General features: G+C 37.2%; 15 protein-coding genes. 10 read left to right on the forward strand and 5 right to left on the reverse strand.

Translation table 11 applies throughout. The features are described 5' to 3' along the window. Positions 1-97: 97 nt before the first annotated feature. From VKY50_RS11520 to VKY50_RS11530, 3 genes are all read left to right on the forward strand, one after another. Complete coding sequence (locus VKY50_RS11520) at positions 98-577, forward strand: IPExxxVDY family protein (protein WP_324301974.1); 480 nt, start codon at positions 98-100, stop codon at positions 575-577. Beyond that, on the forward strand, positions 570-1,997 hold the full coding sequence (pyk, locus tag VKY50_RS11525; protein ID WP_324301975.1) for a pyruvate kinase: 1,428 nt from the start codon (positions 570-572) through the stop codon (positions 1,995-1,997). The genes VKY50_RS11520 and pyk overlap by 8 nt, the downstream gene beginning before the upstream one ends. Positions 1,998-2,127: 130 nt before the next feature. Next, positions 2,128-3,288, forward strand: a complete 1,161-nt coding sequence (locus VKY50_RS11530; protein WP_324301976.1) for a beta-ketoacyl synthase N-terminal-like domain-containing protein — start codon at positions 2,128-2,130, stop codon at positions 3,286-3,288. A gap of 58 nt (positions 3,289-3,346) precedes the next feature. Here VKY50_RS11530 and tyrS read toward each other — a convergent pair whose 3' ends face one another. Next, positions 3,347-4,660, reverse strand: a complete 1,314-nt coding sequence (tyrS, locus tag VKY50_RS11535) for a tyrosine--tRNA ligase (protein WP_324301977.1) — start codon at positions 4,658-4,660, stop codon at positions 3,347-3,349. Between the two features lie 135 nt (positions 4,661-4,795). Here tyrS and VKY50_RS11540 point away from each other — a divergent pair, with 135 nt between their 5' ends. Then, positions 4,796-5,800 (forward strand): NAD-dependent epimerase/dehydratase family protein, encoded by a 1,005-nt coding sequence (locus VKY50_RS11540; RefSeq protein WP_324301978.1) that lies wholly within the window; start codon positions 4,796-4,798, stop codon positions 5,798-5,800. Here the strand turns inward: VKY50_RS11540 and VKY50_RS11545 are convergent. From VKY50_RS11545 to VKY50_RS11555, 3 genes are read right to left on the reverse strand one after another with little or no spacing between them, the layout of a single operon-like run. Next, positions 5,797-6,180, reverse strand: a complete 384-nt coding sequence (locus VKY50_RS11545) for a DUF4296 domain-containing protein (RefSeq protein ID WP_324301979.1) — start codon at positions 6,178-6,180, stop codon at positions 5,797-5,799. The genes VKY50_RS11540 and VKY50_RS11545 overlap by 4 nt on opposite strands. 26 nt (positions 6,181-6,206) lie before the next feature. Further along, complete coding sequence (locus VKY50_RS11550) at positions 6,207-7,541, reverse strand: dihydroorotase (RefSeq protein WP_324301980.1); 1,335 nt, start codon at positions 7,539-7,541, stop codon at positions 6,207-6,209. Position 7,542: 1 nt separating this feature from the next. Beyond that, positions 7,543-8,277, reverse strand: coding sequence for a polyprenol monophosphomannose synthase (locus VKY50_RS11555; RefSeq protein ID WP_324301981.1), 735 nt, complete (start codon positions 8,275-8,277; stop codon positions 7,543-7,545). Positions 8,278-8,511: 234 nt separating this feature from the next. Between VKY50_RS11555 and VKY50_RS11560 the strand changes: the two genes are divergently transcribed. The 5 genes from VKY50_RS11560 (at position 8,512) to VKY50_RS11580 (ending at position 14,540) form a co-directional block, all read left to right on the forward strand. Continuing rightward, the gene (locus VKY50_RS11560) at positions 8,512-10,125 is read left to right on the forward strand and encodes an ArnT family glycosyltransferase (RefSeq protein ID WP_324301982.1); all 1,614 of its coding nucleotides are present in this window, start codon (positions 8,512-8,514) and stop codon (positions 10,123-10,125) included. A 55-nt stretch (positions 10,126-10,180) separates the two neighbouring features. Continuing rightward, on the forward strand, positions 10,181-10,783 hold the full coding sequence (locus VKY50_RS11565; protein ID WP_324302044.1) for a DUF4271 domain-containing protein: 603 nt from the start codon (positions 10,181-10,183) through the stop codon (positions 10,781-10,783). A 15-nt stretch (positions 10,784-10,798) separates the two neighbouring features. After that, positions 10,799-11,545: a uroporphyrinogen-III synthase gene (locus VKY50_RS11570; protein ID WP_324301983.1), complete on the forward strand. Its 747-nt coding sequence runs from the start codon at positions 10,799-10,801 to the stop codon at positions 11,543-11,545. A gap of 142 nt (positions 11,546-11,687) precedes the next feature. Further along, positions 11,688-13,466, forward strand: a complete 1,779-nt coding sequence (locus VKY50_RS11575) for a 1-deoxy-D-xylulose-5-phosphate synthase (protein ID WP_324301984.1) — start codon at positions 11,688-11,690, stop codon at positions 13,464-13,466. A gap of 54 nt (positions 13,467-13,520) precedes the next feature. Then, the gene (locus VKY50_RS11580; protein ID WP_324301985.1) at positions 13,521-14,540 is read left to right on the forward strand and encodes a DUF3078 domain-containing protein; all 1,020 of its coding nucleotides are present in this window, start codon (positions 13,521-13,523) and stop codon (positions 14,538-14,540) included. Here VKY50_RS11580 and VKY50_RS11585 read toward each other — a convergent pair. Then, positions 14,537-15,880, reverse strand: a complete 1,344-nt coding sequence (locus VKY50_RS11585; protein WP_324301986.1) for a deoxyguanosinetriphosphate triphosphohydrolase — start codon at positions 15,878-15,880, stop codon at positions 14,537-14,539. The two genes, VKY50_RS11580 and VKY50_RS11585, sit on opposite strands and share 4 nt — an antisense overlap. A gap of 411 nt (positions 15,881-16,291) precedes the next feature. Between VKY50_RS11585 and VKY50_RS11590 the strand changes: the two genes are divergently transcribed. Then, a complete protein-coding gene (locus VKY50_RS11590; RefSeq protein WP_324301987.1) occupies positions 16,292-17,494 on the forward strand; it encodes a porin in 1,203 nt (400 codons plus the stop codon). Positions 17,495-17,498 lie beyond the last annotated feature (4 nt).

Raw genomic sequence — 17,498 nt, forward strand, 5'->3', positions numbered from 1 at the left:
CTATATCGTTTTCGTATTAAAATCAATAGAATCAGTGTTCTAAAAGTTGTGAAGTCATAGTTATAATCATATATTTACATTCCTGTGCACATATGATATGGCAGTCTATAAACTATTAGATGAAGATTTTGAACATGCATACACCTTAATCGCTATTCACGCATCTTTAGAGGATTACAGGTTAGCATATTTTATAAATTCAGTTTTAAATTTAAGACTAAAGCGAATGGATCGCCGAGATGTGGCGTCCTATAATGCGAACGTAATTGCTTTTGAATGGTATGATGAAATTCATCAAGTTTTCTGGGGGTTGTTAAAAAACAAAACGACCGAAAAAACACTACCGTCAAATTCAGGACTGTTCGAGGATAATGAAACCACACGTACGGAATATGTAGTACCGGAATATAATCGTGCTGATTATTTATTAAAAATTGATGACCAGCAAGGTGCCTATAATGCGACAGAAGAAGTAGTACGTGAATTAAAAAAAATACCAGGTATAATAACGACCTATACCATTGAAGTACAAGAATTAAAATCAAAAAATAATTTAATTTTTCTTACGAATGCCTAACAGGAAAAAGACAAAGATTGTTGCAACGCTTGGCCCCGCAACAAGCACCAAAGAAATCATAAAACAGATGATGGAAGCGGGTGTGAATGTATTTAGAATTAATTTTTCACATGCCGATTATGATGATGTAAAGGAACGAATCCAAATAATCCGTTCGCTTAATAAAGAATACAATTACAACACTGCTATTCTCGCTGACTTACAAGGCCCGAAACTTCGTGTAGGGGTTATGAAGGAAGATGTAATAGTGAGTAAAGGTGATCAGATCACCTTTGTTACTGGAGAACCTTTTGAGGGAAATCTCGAAAGAGTTTATATGAATTACAAGGAGTTCCCTAGGGATGTAAATCCAGGAGAACGCATTTTACTTGATGATGGAAAGTTAATTTTTGAAGTTGTATCCACCGATAAAAAAACAGAAGTTAAAGCAAAAGTTCTACAAGGAGGGCCTTTGAAATCTAAAAAAGGAGTCAACCTTCCTAATACAAACATCTCTTTACCTGCTTTAACGAATAAGGATATTGCAGATGCTATTTTTGCCATAGAGCAAGAGGTCGATTGGATCGCTTTATCATTTGTTCGCCACAGCGAAGATTTGATGGATCTTCAAAACCTTATTAAGGAACATTCGAAATACAAAATTCCGATTGTAGCCAAGATTGAGAAACCAGAAGCAGTGGAGAATATCGACAAAATAGTTGCGCATTGTGATGGACTTATGGTGGCTCGTGGTGATTTAGGGGTGGAAATTCCAGCCCAAGAAGTACCACTAGTACAAAAACAATTGGTTCTTAGAGCTAAGAAAGCAAGAATACCTGTTATTATTGCTACCCAAATGATGGAGACCATGATCTCTAGCTTAACTCCAACAAGAGCAGAAGTAAACGATGTGGCAAACTCCGTTATGGATGGAGCTGATGCCGTAATGTTATCTGGGGAAACCTCCGTCGGTGCTTATCCAGTTCAGGTAATCGAAAAGATGACCAGCATTATCAATAGTGTAGAGCACTCTCATCTGATTAAAGTTCCTCAAGAGCCCCCACATATTAAAACTAAAAGATATATTACCAAGTCGGTTTGTTTTCACGCAGCTAGTATGGCCAATGAAATCAATGCAAAGGTTATTACTACCCTTACCAATAGCGGCTATACCGCTTTTCAGATTTCAGCATGGAGACCGAAGGCGCACATCTTAGTATTTACTTCTAACCAAAGAATAATGACTCAGCTCAGCCTTTTATGGGGGGTTAAAACTTTTCATTATGATCGTTTTGTAAGTACGGATCAAACCATTGAGGATGTCACTGAAATGGCTTGTGATAAGGGATTCTTAGTCAAAGGAGATATGATGATCAGTCTTGCCGCCATGCCGATCCAACAAAAAGGGATGGTCAATACACTAAGGGTAACCGAAATCTAATGAAGAACCCTTTGAAATGAATATAAAACAAAAGACCTCTACAGCAATGATGAGGTTTTTTGTTTTAAACACCTTTATTAAATTACATCGAAGTATCAAATGCTACTTTTGCCATTTATAAAAATACGCTATGAATACAAAAATAGCCATTAGCGCCCTGTCCTCACTATCAGCACTCGGGAGTGATCCAAAAACCATTTGGAAGAATTACAATTCGGATATGCACTTTCTATCCCCCGGTATTTATGGCGACTACCAAGCCATTACTGGTGCACTAAAGGTAACTGATATTGATAAAATAAAAGCTCTTAGAGAAGAAGATCCTAAATATAAACCCCTTGACAATTCGGTTCTTTATGCCATGTTAGTTGCTAGAGATGCTTTGAAAGCAAGCCGATGGCAAAAAGGCGATTTATTTGGAGTAAATATCGGTTCATCGAGAGGAGCTACTTCACTTTTCGAAAAATATTACGGAGACTTTCTCAAAGATGGAAATTCCTCTACCCTAGCCTCTCCAACCACAACCCTTGGAAATATATCTTCATGGATCGCCCATGATTTGCAAACGAAAGGTCCCGAGATTTCACATTCAATCACCTGTTCCACGGCATTACATGCAGTGGTAAATGGTGTTGCTTGGATAAAAAGTGGAATGTGCGATAAGTTTATGGTTGGCGGTAGTGAAGCTGCCCTAACTCCCTTTACGATCGCTCAAATAAAAGCTTTGAAAATATATGCCGAGTCCAATGACAACTATCCTTGTAAAGCATTGGATTTGGATAAAAAAAGAAACACTATGGTCCTAGGAGAAGGGGCTGCCGTAATTTGTATGGAAGAAAACCCAAAGGTGACTCCTCTGGCTTATATCAAAGGCATTGGATACGCTACCGAACTCTTAAAACACAACATCTCAATTTCCGAAGAAGCGGATTGCTTTCAGGACTCCATGAGAATGGCCTTAAAAGATGTTGACAGATCAGAAGTAGATGTGATCGTTATGCATGCTCCTGGAACCATTAAAGGAGACCTCACTGAACTTAGAGCCATAAAAAAAGTTTTCAAGGAGAAGGTACCAGCCCTAACTACCAATAAATGGAAAATCGGCCATACTTTTGGCGCTTCTGGAGTGCTAAGTTTAGAGTTAGCAATCCTGATGCTACACCATCAACAATTCATTAAGGTTCCCTATATAACATATGATACAACGCCCAAAAACATAAAAAACGTACTCATTAATGCTGTAGGCTTTGGCGGAAATGCCGTTAGTATCCTTGTCGGTCTTGAGGTATAAAAAACTTAGGCTTTCAAGTTGAAAGCCTAAGTAAATATTTTTGTATTCGATCTGTTTTTTAAACCGCTTTAATCAGGAAATAATTCTTTTTCCCGCGTTGTAATAAAACAAATTTATCACTTAAAAGGTCCTTCTCAGTAATGATATAACGCTCGGTAACTTTATCTTTGTTAACAGAGATAGAGTTTTCTTTTAGAGCTCTTCTAGCTTCTCCGTTGGATTTTAGAAAGTTTGAGGCGGAAGACAATGCAGCAATAATATCCAATCCATCTACGATGTCTGAACGTTTTATTTCTGCTTGTTTTACCCCGTCAAAAACATCTAAAAAAGTAGCCTCATTCAATTGCCTTAAATCCTCAGCCCCCCCTCCAAATAAAATATTAGAAGCCTTTACTGCATTTTCATATTCTTCTTGACTATGCACAAATATTGTTACTTCTTCAGCTAATTTCTTTTGTAGAAGTCGCATATGCGGCGCTTCTTTATGTTGAGCGATTAGCTGATCTATTTCATTTTTACCTAAAAAGGTAAAGATCTTAATGTACTTTTCTGCGTCCTCATCAGTGGTATTTAACCAGAATTGGTAAAATCTATACGGGGATGTTTTATCAGCGTCCAGCCAAATGTTCCCTCCCTCTGATTTCCCGAATTTAGAACCATCTGCCTTGGTAATTAAAGGACAAGTCATGGCATAAGCTTTGGCAGGTTCTCCATCACTTTGAGTAACATTCATTCTACGAACCAACTCTGTTCCTGTAGTGATATTCCCCCATTGGTCACTGCCTCCCATTTGCAACAAACAACCATAATGCTTGTTTAAATGGTAGAAATCATATCCTTGAATTAACTGATACGTAAATTCAGTAAAAGACATCCCAACCCCAGAATCTGCACTGAAACGCTTTTTTACAGAATCCTTGGCCATCATATAGTTAACGGTAATTCTTTTTCCTACGTCTCTGGCAAAATCAATAAAGCTAAAATCCTTCATCCAATCGTAGTTATTCACTAAAATCGGAGCATTTTCTTCTTTAGAATCAAAATCTAGAAATCTTGACAATACGGCGCGAATTCCAGCTACATTTTTTGCTAGGGTTGCCTCATCCAATAGATTGCGCTCATCGGATTTACCCGATGGGTCACCAATCATACCTGTAGCACCTCCAACTAAAGCGATTGGCCTATGGCCTGCCTTTTGTAAGTGAACTAGCAAAATAATCGGAACCAAGCTTCCAATGTGTAGGGAATCTGAAGTAGGATCAAACCCTATATAGGCGGTAGTCATTTCTTTATTAAGTTGTTCCTCGGTACCAGGCATGATATCGTGAATCATTCCTCGCCATCTTAATTCTTCTACAAGATTTACTGTCATTATAAAGCTGCTTTTGCAGGGGCAAAGATAACATATGTTACATTGCGACAAAAGCATTGTTATATGGATTTACGCAAGGAGTATAATTTTTGCATCATCGATCCCAATTTCAATAGATAATTGTATTTTAGTTCCATGATATTAATTAGTGGAGGTACTGGTTTAATCGGCGGGCATTTACTGCTTTTACTTTCCAAAGCAAAGGAGCCAATACGAGCAATTTATAGGTCGCAATCTAAGTTGGAGAATGTCAAAACCTTGTTTAAAAATCAAAACAATGATAATTTTGATAAGATTCAATGGATAAAAGCCAACCTATTAGATTTGCCTTCTTTAGAAAGGGCATTTGAAGGCGTCACAAAAGTTTATCATTGCGCAGGCCTTATTTCGTTTGATCCCAATAGTTATAAACAACTGCGTAAGGTCAATATTGACGGTACTGCCAACCTAGTTAATCTATGCATTGCCAATAAGATTGAAAAACTTGCTTTTATAAGTTCTATTGCTGTTTTCGGAGGTCAAACCCTCGAGAAGGAAATTAATGAGACTTCTTATTGGAATCCCGAGGCAGAAAACAATGTATATGCCATTGCAAAATACGGCGCTGAAATGGAGGTCTGGCGAGCTACCCAAGAAGGAGTCCCTGTGGTTATAGTCAATCCTGGTGTTGTACTAGGAGAAGGTTTTAAGGACTCAGCTAGCAGCACCATTTTCAAACATATTGAAAAAGGATTATCATATTATCCTCCAGGGAGCACTGGATTTGTGGATGTCAAGGATGTTTGTCGAGCCATCCATTTACTTATGGAATCCACCATCTACAACCAGCGCTACATTTTGGTTGGAGCTCTTTTAAAATACAAGACTGTTCTTAGCCAAATCGCAGCGAAACTAGGCCGCAAAGCCCCTGGGAAAGAACTCAAGAAATGGCAACTAAAATTGCTCTGGCGCTTGGATGCTTTGGTTACATTTGTTTGTCGAAAAGAGCGATTACTCAGCCGACATTCAGCACAGTCCTTATGGAGTACATCCCAATACTCATCTAATAAAATTATCAAGGATTTGAAATTTGAATTCACCGATATATCCACCACCATTGAGCGGATTTGTAACACTCTAAAAATAGAAAAAGAAAATTAGCCCTTTTTATCCGCAGGCATTTTAGTGGGTCTATTTTCATCCCTTCTTAGCTGTTCGCGTTTATTTCTGCGAGTCTCTACGGTATCCTTCAGACGCTGTAAACGCTGCTCTACCTCCGTAAACATTTCAAGTTGTAGATTTGCATTTGAAGTATAATAAATACTGCTTTTAGATAATTGGGTGCTATCTATACCATACTTTTCAAAAAGAAATTCATCTGGTTGTAAATCAATACTTTCCAATTTATCTGCCCCGGTGGATTTGAGGCTATTCAGTATGGAGATATCATAGTAGATATCAATCATAAGATCCTTTTCAATCAAATTCTCAGGCTTTTCCACTACATCTCTTCCGCAACTTATAATGCACAGAGCTGTCAAGACCAATATGTATCCTTTTTTACCCATTACCTTTCAAAAGTAAGTCTTTTTGCATTTCTAACGGCAGAAAATCGCCCATTTTCATATCCCAGGTGCCCGTTTACAAAACAATGCGTCACCGCAGAGCTGAACTCAATACCTTCAAAAGGGGACCAACCACACTTGTATGCAATATTCTCTTTAGTAACTTTCCAGCTTTTACTAGGATCGACTAAAACCAAATCCGCATAATACCCTTCTCGTATGAATCCACGCTTTTCTATATTAAATAGAATAGCTGGATTATGGCACATTTTTTCAATTAAACGCGTCAAAGAAATTTTTCCTTCCTTCTGTTTTTCCAAAAGAGCAACAAGGCTATGTTGAACCAGTGGTCCTCCAGAGGGCGCGGAGGTATAAACATTATTTTTCTCTTCAAGGGTGTGAGGGGCATGATCGGTAGCTAACACATCAATCCTATCATCATTTAAGGCTTCCCATAAGGCTTCTCTATCCTGGGCTGTTTTCACTGCTGGATTCCATTTTATAAAACTACCCTTTTCTGAATAATCTTCGTTGCAGAACCACAAGTGGTGCGTACATACCTCCGCAGTGATGCGTTTCTCTTTCAATGGAATGTCATTTCTAAAAAGGGTCGTTTCTTTTGCTGTCGACACATGAAAAATATGCAAGCGAGCTTTGGTTTTTTTAGCCAAAGCAATTGCGTTAGAAGAAGAGAGATAACAAGCTTCTGCACTACGAATCAGCGGGTGAGAACTCATCGGAATATCCTCACCATATCGCTCCTTATAAAGTTCCATATTGGTTCTTATAATTTGCTCATCCTCGCAATGGGCTGAAATGATCATTTCGGTACTTTTAAAAATACTTTCTAATACCTGCTGATCATCCACAAGCATATTCCCCGTAGAAGAGCCTAGGAATAATTTGACTCCAGCACAGGCCTTTTTATCCAACCGCTTTAATTCTTCTAAATTATCGTTAGTACCCCCAAAATTAAAGGAGTAATTGGAAAAAGACGATGCATTTGCTATGGCCATTTTATCTTCCAAAGCAGTGATGGTAACAGTTTGCGGAATTGTGTTGGGCTGTTCTATATAACTAGTAATACCTCCTGCTAAACCAGCTCTGCTTTCAGTGGCAATAGTGCCTTTATGAGTAAGTCCTGGTTCTCTAAAGTGTACTTGGTCATCAATCACACCAGGAATTAAATACTTTCCTTGCGCATCAATAACCTCGGCGTTAGGATGGGATAATGCGTTCCCGATAGATGAAATATATTCACCTTCCACCAGCACATCTCCCTCTAGTTGCGACCCCTCATTGACAATGGTAGCGTTTTTGATTAGTATCTTTTTCATTTTAAAAATGTTTCTTATTCCACAAACTACGCCACTTGAGTTTTAGCACTCCAAAGATGGCTTCATTAATTATTTTACTATTCATTTTGGATTTTCCTCTTGTACGGTCCTGAAAAATAATTGGTACCTCTAGCAATTTAAAATTCTTTAAATATGCTTTAAATTTCATTTCAATTTGGAAGGCATAACCCACAAACTTGATAGCATCTAGGTTTAAAGATTCGATAACCCTTCTCCTATAACACACAAATCCAGCGGTAGGATCTTCAATTTGCATTCCGGTAATTAATTTCACATAGACCGAAGCTCCATAAGACAGCAATACCCGACGCAATGGCCAATTCACTACATTAACTCCTTTGATATAACGAGATCCAATCGTGAGATCTGCATTCTGGTTCACAGCTGCATTGTAGAGACGGACCAAATCTCTTGGGTTATGTGAAAAATCAGCATCCATTTCAAAGATAAATTCATAGGGACGCATTAACACCCATTTAAATCCATGTATATAGGCGATCCCAAGCCCCGATTTTTCTTGACGTACCTCTAAATGCAAACGGTTTGGAAATTGCACTTGTAATTCGCGTACCTTATCAGCAGTCCCATCAGGGGAGTTATCATCCACAATGAGAATATCAAAAGGTCTTTTAAGTTCAAAAACGGCAGAAATAATTAGCGCTATATTCTCTATTTCGTTGTAGGTAGGGATTATAACTATACTATCTGATTGCATGCTATCTTTCATAATTGCACAAAAATAGCATTAAATAAAAGTATTTACCTTAAGTTTTAGTTTTTTAGGTTGATTTTAAGGATTTTTGCAAATAAATATTTCCGTAATTTTAGATTTTACGATCCACACGTTGACCAAGAGAGATGAAAATAATAACAATAACTTATGGTAACTAGAGAACGTTCGCACAAGATCCTGTTCAGCTTTATAATTTTTGTACTTTTTTTAAATTTGGTGCAAAGTGCATTAACGGATATCATTTTTGACGAGGCCTACTATTGGTATTATGCACAAAATCTTAGTTGGGGGTATTTCGACCACCCTCCATTAGTCGCCTTTCTAGTTAAAATCGGTCTCTCGTTATTAGATGGTGAATTAGGTGTTCGGTTTATGGCCCCTTTTTTATACGGTGTTAATGTGCTACTAGTATGGGTTTTAATTGACAGTGAAAAAAAGCATCACTTTATCTGGCTTTTTATAGCCTTTGTAAGCAGCGTTGGACTGTTAACAGCATATGGATTCCTGATGGTTCCAGATACCACTCTTATTACTTGTGCACTTATTTTCCTGTGGGGTTATAAACGATTTTTAATAAAAAACGACGCCATAAGCATTATGGTATTAGGCGTAGGAATGGCCCTTGTAATGTATGCGAAATACCATGGAATATTAATCATTGGATTTACGATATTATCCAACCTTTCCTTACTGAAAAATGGTAAGTTTTGGTTAGCGGTCCTACTAGCGCTTATACTCTTCACCCCACATCTATATTGGCTATACGAAATGGATTTTGTCTCCCTGAAATACCATTTTTTTGGTAGGGTGAAAAGTTCTTGGAAACCTAGATACACGCTGGAATATCCGCTACATTGCCTCGCTGTAGCTGGTCTTTGTGCACCATTAATGTACTGGGCTTTATACGCCTTGTCTTCAAAAGATAAATTTGATAAAGCGCTGAAATTTATCTGTTACGGTATTATTATCTTCTTCTTTATCTCCAGCTTCAACAGGGGTACGCAGGCACAATGGGTTGTATTAGCTGTTATTCCATTAATTATTTTCTCCCTAAGATATGCCTACATCCATGCTAAATACAGAAAGTGGTTAATGGGAATTAGTCTGTTTTCTGCGGTAGTGATCCTATTTTTAAGACTGGCTCTAATTTTCCCTTCCCTATCTCCAATCCAATATGAAGCTTTTGGTAACAAGGAGTGGGTTGCGCAATTAAAAAAAGAAGTAGGTGATAAACCTGTGGTATTTCACAACTCATATAGGGATGCTTCCATGTATGCTTTCTATTCTGGTAGCACCGTGTTTTCTTCCAATGATATTATTGCTCGACAAAACCAATTCGATATTGATAGCTCTGAATTCAAAGTAAGAAACAAATCGGTGGCCTATATCAGTGGTACACTCGAATACCGATTGGATTCAGTTATAAAACTTACCAGGCCTTTTGGAAATCATTATATGCGAGGTCATATCATAGATAGCTTTACCAGTTACCGAAAAATGAAATTGAATATCGATAAGGATCAATTCGAAAACCAAATACCAAGAGCATTTAATGCTGAATTATCAAATCCATATAGTGATAGCATCAATGTGAGCCAGCTAAAATTTGAAGGGGCGAGTATGAATTCCCATAAGACCATTATTAAAATTTATCCCTTGACAACGGACCTTCCCAAAAATACTTATATAGGACCAAAGGAAACTATTAAATTAAACTTTGAAATTCCAGATACTGTACAACTACCTGAGAGCGCAAAATTCAGAGCAGGTATCTTGGAGTATGGAATACATCCCGGATTCCAAGGGGAGATTATCAAAATAGCGGATTAATTTGGAGCAAACACTTAGAAATATTGATCACCATTCCATAGAAACTTTATTTCTTATGATTGCTCTGGCATGTTTAACAATGGCAAAGTTTAAGAATGAACAAAAGTTTCATTCCTTCCTCATGCTATTTGTTAACTACAAATACTTGAAGATTTATAGTAAAGAGCCAGGTCAAATTACTTCTATATTTAACCTATTATTATTTATCCCACAACTAATCACATTTTCACTAGTACTATGGATCTCGCTCCCTTATTTCGATCCAGCACATGAGGTTAATTTCTACCTCATCCTTCCTTTTTTAATTCTATTTATTCTCTTCAAATTCTATTTAGAAAAACTAATAGCTACCATTTTTGACATCAATAAGTTTACAGAAAGTTTTCATTTCCATAAAGTAACTTATAGAAATCTATCGTCATTATTACTGCTTCCATTGATTAGTTTATTCATTTACAGTAATTTAAGTAGTAAAATTGCATTATACGCAATACTTCTTTGTTTTGGCTTATTAAATATCATCGCTTTTCTTCTAACTTTAAGAAATCATCAAAAATTGATTCAAAAATATTTATTTTATTTTATTTTGTATCTTTGCACGCTAGAAATAGCACCCTATTTATTAGTAATAAAATTTTATTTTGTAGATAAGGTATAAACGAATCATATATTTATGAAAGTTAAGACAATTCTGGTTTCTCAACCTGAGCCCAAGGTAGAAAATTCACCGTATTTGAGATTGGTAGAAAAGCAAAAAATTAAGGTTGACTTTCGACCATTCATTCATGTAGAAGGATTAAATGCAAAAGATGTAAGACAACAAAAAATTGACTTAACACAGTTTACAGCAATTATACTTACTAGTAGAAATGCTGTAGATCATTTTTTTAGAATTGCAGAAGACATGCGATTCAAAGTTCCTGATTCCATGAAGTATTTCTGTCAGTCAGAAGCAGTTGCTTATTATTTACAAAAATACGTAGTATACCGCAAAAGAAAGATTTATGTAGGAACACGTACCTTTCAAGAGCTTGCTCCACTTATTAAGAAGTACAAGGATGAGAAATTCCTATTACCATCATCAGACGTTTTAAAACCAATCGTGCCTGAGACTTTAGATGACTTAAAAGTTAATTGGACAAGAGCTATCTTGTATAAAACAGTCATTAGTGACCTATCTGATTTGAGAGATGTTTATTACGATATCTTAGTGTTTTTCAGCCCCTCAGGTATTGAGTCCTTATTAAAGAATTTCCCTGATTTTAAGCAAAACAACACTCGTATTGCTGTTTTCGGAAACACGACAGTCAAGGCTGCTACCGAAGCAGGACTTCGCATCGACATTGAGGCCCCAACACCAGAAACACCTTCGATGACCATGGCTTTGGAGAAATATATTTCCAAAGTAAATAAGAAATAACAACCTTAGAACAAGATGATACACAAGAGGCTTTGGAGTAAAACCCAAGGCCTTTTTGTTTGTAACTATCACAACTAGTTTGGAAATCTTTAAAATACAGCAAAAATTAATTTAAACTTAAAAACAGTTGTATTTTTGTATCATGAACCCGTATGCTTTGTTAGAGACCATTAATGACCCCGCCGATTTGCGGAATTTACCTGAAGTACAATTGGGTGAACTCGCAAAACAGCTCAGGGAATATATTATTGATATTGTCTCCACCAAAGAAGGCCATTTGGGAGCGAGTCTTGGGGTCGTTGAATTGACTATTGCTCTTCATTACATTTTCAACACTCCTGATGATTTATTGGTTTGGGATGTAGGGCATCAAGCTTATGGGCATAAAATCCTAACAGGGCGTAGGGAGCAATTCCATACCAATAGACAACTCAATGGCATAAGCGGTTTTCCAAAAAGAGTGGAAAGTATATTTGACACCTTCGGCACAGGACATAGTTCCACCTCAATTTCCGCAGCCTTGGGAATGGCCATGGCTTCCAACTTAAAAGGAGAAAAAGAAAAACAACATATCGCCGTAATAGGTGATGCATCCATTGCAAGCGGAATGGCTTTCGAGGCTTTAAATCACGCAGGTGTAAGTCATGCGAATCTCCTCATTATTCTAAATGACAATGCCATTGGAATTGATCCTAGTGTAGGCGCCTTAAAGGAGTATTTAACAAAGGTTAAGGTTGATCGTAATCTAGCCAAGAACAATATCATACGAGCGTTGAATTTTGATTACAGTGGCCCCATAGATGGACATAATTTGCCAAAATTGCTCAAAGAATTAAAGCGGCTAAAGAAGAAAAAGGGTCCGAAGTTTTTACATATTATTACCACCAAAGGAAAAGGATTACGACAAGCAGAGCAAGATCAAGTTCGCTACCATGCCCCTGGTAAGTTTGACAAAAACTCAGGAGAGTTACTGCCAAAACCTAAAGGCGTCTTACCACCAAAATATCAAGATGTATTTGGTCATACGATAGTTGAGTTAGCGGAAAAAAATGAAAAAATCATTGGTATTACCCCTGCCATGCCAACTGGAAGTTCGCTTAAATACATGATGGAAAAATTCCCAGAGCGTGGTTTTGATGTTGGAATTGCCGAGCAGCATGCTGTAACACTTGCAGCAGGAATGGCTACACAAGGTTTCCATGTCTTTTGTAATATCTATTCCACTTTTTTACAAAGAGCGTACGACCAATTGATTCACGATGTCGCCCTTCAAAAAATTCCGGTGATTTTTTGCCTGGATAGAGCTGGTCTTGTAGGCCAAGATGGAGCAACGCACCACGGTGTATTTGATTTAGCCTTTTTGCGATGTATTCCCAACCTTATTGTATTTGCGCCCAAGGATGAAATAGCACTAAGAAATATTATGTTTACTGCCCAATTAGGGCTTTCACATCCTATTGCTATTCGTTACCCACGAGGCAGAGGAAAAAACCTTAATTGGAAAAAACCGTTTTCACAAATCACCATCGGAAAAGCAAGACAATTAAGTCAAGGCGACAAGATAGCCGTCCTATCTATTGGAACCATTGCTGAGAATGTACATCAAGCCATTTCGATGCTTTCTGCAGAGGAACGAATTGCACATTATGACCTTCAGTTTTTAGCACCTTTAGACACCGCGCTTCTTCATGAGGTATTTAAAAAATATCAGGTGATATTCACCGTGGAAGACGGTGTATTAAATGGCGGTATGGGAAGTGCAGTTAGCGAATTTATCACCAAGCACAGCTACAACCCTCAAAAGGTAATATCTTTGGGCATTGGTGAACAATTTATAGAGCATGGAACCGTTGAAGAATTACAACAAATTGTGGGTATTGACCCAAAATCAATGGCCAAACAATTTGAAAGATTTTTATAACATAACTATTTTTAGCACTTTTGTAAAGTATAAAAACCTATTATTCAGCTAATAATGAAAGGATATCTTATCATTTTTTGTGCTTTTTGTTGTTTTATTAGCCTAGCTCAAGAACAAGAAGTCTATACAAACCCTAGAACACAAGAGGTGTTTATTATCAAAGGAATAGACACCATCAATCTCACCAAGGTAATCAATGAATATAAGCCAATCCCTCCTCGATGGAAAAGGGTTAATAAGGTAGGAATGAATATCAGTGAGATCGCTTTTGTCAATTGGAGTGCAGGGGGAAATAATTCTATTAGCGGATTGGCTAATGCGCTCTTTGAGCGTAACTATAAACACGAAAAATTACAGTGGAACAATGAATTAATTATGCGCTTTGGGCTAAACATTCAAGATGGGCAGAAAATTAGAAAATCCGAAGACGCATTGGCGATAAATTCGACTTTGGGTTTTAGAATGGATAACTTATCCGATTGGTATTTCTCTGCAAAGGCGAATTTTAACACCCAATTTTCCAAGGGATATAAGTATCCAGATCGTGACAATCCAATCTCTCAATTTATGGCTCCTGGCTATTTTCTTTTTGGTTTTGGTAGTGAGTTTTCTCCTGAAGGCAAGGATCTAAAGCTTTACCTTTCACCCATTACACAAAAGTCAACCTTTGTATTGGATCAAGATTTGGCTGATCAAGGAGCTTTCGGTGTGCGCAAAGCGGAATATGATGCCAATGGTATTAAAATACGCAATGGACAAAATGTGGTAACTGAAATTGGAATCCTGGTAACCAATTCTTACCAAACCAAACTCTACGATAATATGTTCTTATCTAACCGTATTACCCTCTATACAGATTACCTGAACAGTTTTGGAAATATCGATATCAACTGGCTAGTTGATGTTGAGTTAAAGGTCAACGAATACGTGGTAGCCAATGTAGGGACACAATTAATCTATGATAACGACATTAAGTTTGAAGAGCGAACCTTAGCTAGCGGGGAGAAATTCTCTTATAGCCCAAAGGTACAGTTCAAGCAATCTTTAGGTGTTGGTGTGGTCTATAACTTCTAGACCACTTTGGCATTTATTTTATTATAAATCAATAAGGCATTTCCATCAGTTAAACCAGCAACAAACTGGGCAACGGCCATGAGTGATCTATAGATACCCTGATCGAATATGATGTACTTCTTTGGAATTAAATTTATCACTAAATTATCGTAATTGGTGCTTCGATTTTCAGTAGCTCGAATAACTGCGTCACAGAAGGTATCTAACAATTGATTGAGGATCTTATAACCGGCTAGTTCCTTTTGGATAACTTCATCACTTTGATAAATATTCTTAACACTTATATTAATAATATCTTCAATTTGAGCCTTATAAGACGACTTTTCCAAAAGAGAAGTGTGAAAATCACCATTCAAGATGGCTGTTTCGTTTTCTAAAAACACCCTGGTTGCATCTTGTATTAGGGTGCTGATGGATAGCGCTCTTAAATAGCCTAATCGATCCTCTTTGGTACTTAATTCGTGGTATTTTTTAATATTAATGCTATCTTTTACCAGCTTTATTAAGTATTCTAAGGCAAACTCTTCTTGAATCAAACCTAAATTAATACCGTCCTCAAAATCGATGATTGTATAACATATATCGTCGGCTGCCTCCACTAAAAACGTCAGCGGGTGTCTGGCAAAGGAAACATCTTCCCCCGTACGTGTTTGTTTTAAACCAAGCTCTCTAGCAACATCTATGTACAATTCTTTTTCTGATTGAAAAAAACCGAATTTCTTATCAGAAATTTGTGATGTTGAACGCTTAGGAAGTGATTCTTTAGGGTACTTCATAAAAGCTCCTAAAGTAGCATAACTAAGGCGAAGTCCTCCTGTGATTCCTTGGCGGGTCTCTGTCAAAATTCGAAAACCATTAGCATTTCCCTCGAAATCAATTAAATCTTGATACTCTTTATCGGTTAATTGATCTCTATAAGCCACTCCTCTGCCAGATTTAAAATATTCACCGATGGCCTTTTCCCCAGAGTGTCCAAAAGGCGGATTTCCGATATCGTGTGAGAGTGCGGCAGCAGCAACAATAGCACCAAAATCATTAAATCGATAACCATGGACTTCACTTAAGTAAGGGTGTTTTTCAAGCACCTTTTTTCCTACAGACCTCCCTAGGCTACGACCAACTACCGAAACCTCCAGACTATGGGTAAGCCGTGTGTGTACAAAATCCGTCTTGGAAAGTGGAATTACCTGTGTTTTATCTTGAAGACTTCGAAATGCGGAAGAAAAGATAATCCTATCAAAGTCTACTTCGAACCCTAATCTAGTTTCATCTTGTTCTTTGCGAAGTCTTTTATTTTTATCTCCATGACGTTTTAAAGAGAGTAATGAGTCCCAATTCATCCTAATTATTTATTTGTTCTGCAAGATACTGCTAAGATTACTTAAAATTAAAAATCCCTTTGAAAAACATGTCTTATGCACCCTTAAAAGGTTAATAATTTTTTAAACTTTAATTCACACTATGTTTATCTATATAACAAACCTTTGCATTGGTAAAAAACAACCGATATTTCACCAACTTTTAGTTTTTGTCGACTTAAGTTCTGAAATAGAAAGCTGTCTGGTAAAACGGGCAGCTTCACTTTTTTTAGTTCCAGTTTGTTATGAAGAAGGACGACTAGGTTATTGAATTCAAAATGTGTGTTTTAGAATAAAAAGTTAACGTAATTATTTTTGTTAACTTAACATACAGGAAACAATTTCTTAACTTTATATACTGTTCTTTGCAGCGACAAAAACTAAAACATTGGAATGAAAAATTTGGTAAGGGCTTTTTTGCTTGGTTTACTTGTGTGTTTCTTTAGTAATGCACAAGATATCCAAGGCCCGCATTTTGGAAAAGGTATTTTAAATATAAGCGGTGAAGACAGCACTTGGAGTATGAATTTCACTACCAGATTCCAATTATTAGGAAGTGGCACATGGCAGGAGAATGAAAGTGGAAGCACAGATTTTAACAGTGATTTTCTCGTTAGAAGGGCGCGATTAAAATTCAAAGGTTTTGCTTTTACTAAAGACCTGACCTATAAACTAGAAATAGGACTTGCCAATAAAGATATTGATGGCGCTTCGTATTACACAGATTACACTGATAAGTTTATACTTGATGCGTATCTTCAGTGGAACTTTTATAAAAGCCTAAGTATAAGGGTTGGGCAAGCAAAATTACCTGGAAACGTCGAACGATTAATTTCTTCAGGGAGCCTACAGTTCGTGGACCGCTCTCTTTTAAATGCTGAATTCAACATCGATCGAGATATCGGACTACAGTTACTCAACGAACATTATTTAACACCTACATTTTTAATCCGCGAACAATTTGCCTTCTCTCAAGGAGATGGTCGTAATGTAACGGTGGGAAATATGGGAGGATATCAATATACAGGACGAGTAGAATTGCTCCCCTTAGGCGCCTTTAAAAATGACAATGAACTGGAAGGATCAGCCTTAGAGCGTGAGGACAAGCCTCGATTAATGGTTGGAGTAGCTTATGATTATAATGATGATGCAGTAAAAACCAAAAGCAACAAAGGAGACTTTATGGAAACTCAACAGGGGCTATATCAAACGGACATCACAACCTTATTTGCTGATGCTGTTTTTAAATACAAAGGTATTTCCTTGCTAGCCGAATATGCGAATCGTTCTGCCGAGGAGGCTATCGCCATTGACCACCAAGGCATTCCAACAGGGGATGTGGTTGATACTGGAAACGCATTCAATATTCAGGGAGGATATCTATTTGAAAATAATTGGGAAGTAAGTGGACGATACACCCATCTAGATTTTGATCAGGAAGTTCAAAGCACTATGGAAGAAAATCAATACACCCTAGGGATATCAAAATATATCGTGGGACATAACTTAAAATTACAAACAGATATCAGTTATGCCACATTTGCCAATCAAAGCGACGTAGTAATGGCGAGGTTACAATTGGAATTACAATTTTAAAAAA

This window comes from Galbibacter sp., assembly GCF_035306585.1.
Lineage (GTDB): Bacteria > Bacteroidota > Bacteroidia > Flavobacteriales > Flavobacteriaceae > Galbibacter.